Consider the following 5,615-nt stretch of genomic DNA (forward strand, 5'->3'; position numbering starts at 1 on the left):
TACCCCATCCTGAGCGCGTTCGCCGCGGGCGAGCCGTTCGGCGCCACGGATCCCTGGACCGGATGCCGCGGGTGGCAGGAGCGGTTCGGAGACCAGGAGATCTCGCAGTTCCGCGGCGCGGAGATGATCGCGGATCACTGGAAGCTCAGCCGAGAAGCCAACGAGCGGTTTGCGCTCGAGAGCCACCGACGGGCGGTCGCCGCCATCGCGGCAGGCCATTTCGAGCGCGAGATCTCCCCCTACGCGGGGGTGTCGGTGGATGAAGGACCACGCGCCAACACCTCGCTGGAGAAGATGGCGGCACTGCCCACCCTCGTCGAGGATGGTGTCCTCACGGCTGCCGTCGCCAGCCAGATCTCCGACGGCGCGGCCGCGCTCCTCATCGCCTCCCAGGACGCGGTCGACCGATTCGGCCTCACCCCGCGGGCACGCATCCATCACATGTCCGTGCGTGGCGCCGACCCGGTGATGATGCTGACGGCCCCGATTCCCGCGACACAGCATGCTCTGAAACGAACGGGCATGTCGATCGACGAGATCGACGCAGTGGAGATCAATGAGGCGTTTGCGCCCGTCGTGCTGGCCTGGCTGGCGGAACTGGGCGCCGACCCCGAACGGGTCAATCCCAATGGCGGCGCCATCGCACTCGGACATCCGATCGGCTGCACCGGGGCACGGCTGATGACCTCGCTACTGCACGAGCTCGAGCGCACCGGCGGGCGGTACGGTCTTCAGACGATGTGCGAGGGCGGCGGCCAGGCGAACGTCACGATCATCGAACGACTCTGATCGTGATACGCAGGCTCTACGGGCCCGATCACGAGGCCTACCGTGAAACGGTGCGGGAGTTCTTGTCCCGCGAAGTCGTTCCGCACCAGGATGACTGGGACCGCGACCATTGGATTGACCGGGAGGTCTTCGTGCGGGCCGCCAAAGCGGGCATCTACGCCCTGCAGATCGACGAACGGTACGGCGGTGCTGGTGAGCGCGACTATCGCTACCGGATGGTGGTGAGCGAGGAGATCGCGCGGATCAACGCGTTGTCGTTCGGGTTGACGATCAGTCTCCAGGACGATCTAGTGCTGCACTACCTTCTCGACCTCACCAACGACGAACAGAAGCAGCGCTGGCTTCCCGGGTTCGCCGCGGGTGAGATCATCGGAGCGCTCGCCATGACCGAGCCTGGCGCGGGCAGCGATCTAAAGGGAATCCGCACCACCGCGCGAAAAGACGGTGATCGGTGGATCCTCAACGGCCAGAAGACCTTCATCTCCAGCGGCATCATGTCCGACCTCGTCGTCGTCGCCGCCCGCACCAATGCCGAGGGTGGCTCCGGTGCGTTCAGCCTCTTCGTCGTCGAACGCGACACCCCGGGGTTCGAGCGGGGTCGCCAGTTGGACAAGATCGGTTTGCCGGGCCAGGACACCTCCGAGCTGTTCTTCAACGACGCAATCGTTCCCGCGGCCAATCTTCTCGGTGAGGAGGGTCGTGGACTCCCCTACCTGATGAGTCACTTGCCCAGGGAGAGGCTCGGGGTCACCGCGAAGGCGATGGCCACCACCAGGGCGATATTCGCACTGACCTGTGACTACTGCCGGGACCGCACGGCGTTCGGGCAGCCACTGACCAGCAACCAACACGTGCGTTTCGAGCTCGCGGAGATGGCAACCGAGATCGAGGTCGCCGAGGCGTACGTCGACAAGTCCGTGCTGGCCTACAACGCCGATGAGCTGACTCCCATCGACGCCGCCAAGGGAAAGTGGTTCGTCAGCGAGCTGCAGAAGCGCGTCGTCGATCGTTGCCTCCAGTTGCACGGCGGCTACGGCTACATGGCCGAGTATCCTGTGGCGCGTGCCTTCGTCGACACCCGGGTGCAGACGATCTACGGCGGAACGACCGAGATCATGAAGGAGATCATCGGTCGCGACATCGCCTCGCGGGCTTGAGATCAGGCCGGCTGGCCGTAGACCGCGACCACCACGGTGCGGTCCAGACTGTTCGTCGACCACACGCCGATGACGGTGTTGGCGCAGTCCCGCATGATCGCTAGGTAGTCGGGGTCGTAGTACCACTGGTTGATGAGTTCGATGCCGCTGATGGCCAATGCCGGGTTGATGGCTACCGTCTCGGCGACCTTGCCGTGAAAACCTGCCGCGTTGGCCCGATCTTGGGGTGTGGAACCGTCGGAGCCGAGGTCGCCATCGAGGCTTCGATTGTTGAGCACGTCGTCCGCGTGCCATTGCGCCGCAAGTTGTAGCTGGGGATTGAGCACGAGATTCGTCGTGCAGCCGGCCTGGTGTTGAATCGTGTAGACGTTCTGGGCCACACCGTCGTTGAGTCGTTTGTTGTCGGCATGCGCAGACGTCGGCGCGACCACCAGCGCAATCGCAGCGACGGCGACCACACCCACCCAGACGTTGAACGCGGCACGCAGAACCGACGGTGCGGAGCGCAGTTCCATGAAGTCTCGGCCGATGAAGTAGACCTTCGCGGAGGCGATCAGCACGGTGAGCGTCGCAGCCAGGCTCACGCCGTTGCCCGTCGGGGATGACCCGCTGCCCAGCCACCACGTGATACACGTTGCGACGACGAGGCCGGCGAACACCACGGTGACCCGGCGAGGCACCGCGCCGTTCACTCGGCACTCACCAAGTAGACGAGCGTGAAGATGGCCACCCACAGCAAATCGACCATGTGCCAATAGGATGCGATCCCCTCGGCCACCTTCTGTGACCCGGTCCAGGAACGCCGACGCTTCAGCATCGCCTGCCACACGAGCAAGAGCGCCGTTCCGACGATGACGTGCAGGAGGTGTAGCCCGGTGAGGACGAAGTAGAACGTGAAGAACGTTCCCGACGACGGTGTGTGACCTGAAGAGATCTCGCTGTAGTACTCGAAGGCCTTCAAACCGGTGAAGACCGCGGCGCAGCTCACGGCGCCTGCGACGAGTCGCCTCGCCTGGGGATACCGCCCGCCACGGTGCGCGAAGACCGCCCGCACGACGAGGTAGGAGCTGAGAACGAGCACCAGGGTGTTCGCCGCACCGATCGGTTGAATGAGTTGGTGCGCGGATTCCTCGAAGACCGCGGGATCAGAACGACGCTCCCAAAGGAAGACGATCAGGATCGCGGCGAAGAGGGTCATGTCCCCGAGGATGAAGATCCACAGCCCGGCTTCACCAGGGGTGTGCCCATCCCGGGCCTTCGCCGGCCGCCGAGCGGGCAGTGGGGCGGCCTCGACACCGTCATTGTCCCAAAGGAACTCGGGGAGGTCGGGGTCCACCCGAACCTGCGGGTGCGTCATGCCGCCGCGGCGGCAACTGCCGACACGTCCGGATCGGCCGATTCACGGATCGCCTTGCGCAGAGTGAGTCCCATCACGACGAGGAAGACGCTGTACGTGGTCAAGGCCAACCAGAAGATGAAGATGCCCCGCCACGCGAAGGGACCGCTGTGGAAGAAGAACGCGAGGGGATCGGGAATGAACGAGAACGCGATCCAGAAGTTGACGTAGCCCACCCACCGGGGCAACGTCTGGCGCTTGTCGTTCAGGATGGCGACTCCGATGGCGACGTTTTGAATGATGAACGGCGCGATCGGTGTGATGAACAACAGCCATGCGATGTCGTTGAGCGTCATCGTCAGTTCCGGGCTGCGGTCGGGCCGGAAGGCGATGGTGGTCATCAGCAGCAGCGGCAGCAGCAGGCAGACGCCTGTGGCCGCGCCGGTGATCAGCTGGAGAAAGGCCAGGATCGGCGTCCGACCCTCCATCCGCACCATGTACACGGCGATGACGGCGATCAACGGAAAGACAAGGCTGACACCGATTGTCGAGATGACTAGGCCCGCAATCACTCGGGTGTCGTGGCTGTAGAAGCTCACGACCGCCTCGACCGAACTCTCCGAACCCAACGGGACGGGCAGCACCCCGGCGATGAGCCAGCCGATCATCGCGACGACAACGGTGGCCGGACCGGCCCAGGCACATAGCGTGAGTATTCGATTCGTCAACATCGCTCCTCAACTTCGAATTCAATGTGGATAAAGTCAGCCGAGTGGATTGGCCCCCAGTTCGACGTTCGTCAGATCGGCGATCTCCGACCATCGTTCCGTCAGCTCGTCGACGGTCGGCGGCTCCGAGAACGACACGCCCTTGTTCTGAAACTGAGCCACCCGCTGGATGTTTCCGCCGCCGACGATGTACACGCTCCCGGTGTCGGTGCACTGTTCGCTCATCAGGTACCCGACGACGGGTGCCACCTGGGCAGCCGGCAGCTTGTCGAGAAGTTCCGGTGGCGCGATGTCGGTCGTCATCCGCGTGGCGGCCATCGGCGCAACCGCATTGGCCAGGATCCCGTACTTGGCGCCCTCGATGGCCAGGGTGTTGATCAATCCGACCAGACCCAGTTTGGCGGCGCCGTAGTTGGCCTGCCCGAAGTTGCCGAAGATGCCGCTGGTCGAGGTTGCCATCACGATCCTGCCGAACTTGCGTTCACGCAGATGGGGCCACGCCGCGCGAGTGACGTGGAACCCGCCGTAGAGGTGCACCTTGAGGACCGCGTCCCAGTTCTCCGCACTCATCTTGTGGAACGCGCCGTCACGGAGGATGCCGGCGTTGTTGACGACGCCGTCGAGTACGCCGAACTCGTGCAGCGCCGAGTCGACGAGCGACTGGGCTCCGTCCTCGGTCGCAATGTTGTCGTAGTTGGCGAGCGCAGTGCCGCCCCGCTGTCGGATCTCATCCACGACGGTGTCGGCCATGGCCTGGCCGGATCCCGATCCGTCCCGGGCTCCCCCAAGATCATTGACGACCACGCGGGCGCCCTCGTCGGCCAGCAGCAGCGCGTACTCTCGGCCCAGCCCGCCGCCGGCGCCAGTAATGATCACGACTCTGCCGTCGAGTCCAGCCATGTCGTTCGCCCATCCCTTCAGAGTTCCGTCAGAACAACTTGCGCATGATCCTCAACGCCCGATCGGTGTAGGGCGGATAAACGAACATCGGGTCCGGTCTCGTCGACTTCGCCAACACCGCTCTGCGATGGCTCAAGGCCTCGAATCCCCAGCGGCCGTGGTAGGCGCCCATTCCGCTGGCTCCCACCCCTCCGAACGGAAGCTGCGGGACCAGGCAATGCATTGCGACGTGATTGACCACGGCTCCGCCCGACGGGATCCGGTCGATCAGATTCCGAGCCAGCTCTCGTGACGACGTGAAGACGTACAGTGCCAGCGGCTTCGGTCGGCGGTTGACGAAATCGATGGCGGCTGACGCCGATTCGATGGTGATCACGGGTAGCACCGGGCCGAAGATCTCATCGGCCATGACGGCGTCGTCGGGGGGTGGATCGAGAATCACGGTCGGCTCGATCGTCAGGGTCGAGCGCTCGAAGCCACCGCCCGCCACGACGGCACCCGTGGTCGATTCGATCAGCGAAACCAGCCGATCGAACTGCAGTGGGTTGACGATCCGCATCCCGAGGCCATTGTCGTCCGCGCGAAACGCCTTGATGTTGGCGACGATCCGGTCGGTGAGGTCAGTGGCAATCGAACGTTCGGCCAGAACGTAGTCGGGCGCAATGCAGGTCTGCCCGGAATTCATCAGCTTGACCCATGCGATGC

General features: G+C 64.3%; 6 protein-coding genes and 1 pseudogene. 2 read left to right on the plus strand and 5 right to left on the minus strand.

Annotated features, from left to right (window positions below; genetic code table 11):
- Positions 1-789, plus strand: a 789-nt coding sequence (locus QOC69_RS11055; protein WP_526439307.1) for a thiolase family protein, incomplete at its 5' end; no start/stop codon positions are given.
- Between the two features lie 2 nt (positions 790-791).
- Positions 792-1,946, plus strand: coding sequence for an acyl-CoA dehydrogenase family protein (locus QOC69_RS11060; protein ID WP_526439309.1), 1,155 nt, complete (start codon positions 792-794; stop codon positions 1,944-1,946).
- An 8-nt stretch (positions 1,947-1,954) separates the two neighbouring features.
- Here the strand turns inward: QOC69_RS11060 and QOC69_RS11065 are convergent.
- The 5 genes and pseudogenes from QOC69_RS11065 to QOC69_RS11085 form a co-directional block, all read right to left on the minus strand.
- Positions 1,955-2,680 (minus strand): annotated as a pseudogene (locus QOC69_RS11065) (CAP domain-containing protein); the annotation flags it as partial.
- Positions 2,635-3,303, minus strand: coding sequence for a cytochrome c oxidase subunit 3 (locus QOC69_RS11070; protein WP_526439311.1), 669 nt, complete (start codon positions 3,301-3,303; stop codon positions 2,635-2,637). The pseudogene QOC69_RS11065 and the gene QOC69_RS11070, both read right to left, overlap by 46 nt.
- Entirely contained in the window at positions 3,300-4,010 is a 711-nt protein-coding gene (locus QOC69_RS11075) for a hypothetical protein (RefSeq protein ID WP_526439313.1), read from the minus strand. The genes QOC69_RS11070 and QOC69_RS11075 overlap by 4 nt, the downstream gene beginning before the upstream one ends.
- A gap of 36 nt (positions 4,011-4,046) precedes the next feature.
- On the minus strand, positions 4,047-4,910 hold the full coding sequence (locus QOC69_RS11080; RefSeq protein ID WP_526439315.1) for an SDR family oxidoreductase: 864 nt from the start codon (positions 4,908-4,910) through the stop codon (positions 4,047-4,049).
- A 28-nt stretch (positions 4,911-4,938) separates the two neighbouring features.
- A partial coding sequence (locus QOC69_RS11085; protein ID WP_526439317.1) for an aldehyde dehydrogenase family protein occupies positions 4,939-5,615 on the minus strand: 677 nt, incomplete at its 5' end.

The sequence above is a fragment of the Mycobacterium sp. genome (genome assembly GCF_032162105.1).
GTDB lineage: Bacteria > Actinomycetota > Actinomycetes > Mycobacteriales > Mycobacteriaceae > Mycobacterium.

Excerpts from the sequence above, each read along its gene's own strand:
- QOC69_RS11080 (WP_526439315.1), bottom strand. The coding sequence starts at position 4,910 with ATGGCTGGACTCGACGGCAGAGTCGTGATCATTACTGGCGCCGGCGGC.
- QOC69_RS11070 (WP_526439311.1), bottom strand. The coding sequence starts at position 3,303 with ATGACGCACCCGCAGGTTCGGGTGGACCCCGACCTCCCCGAGTTCCTT.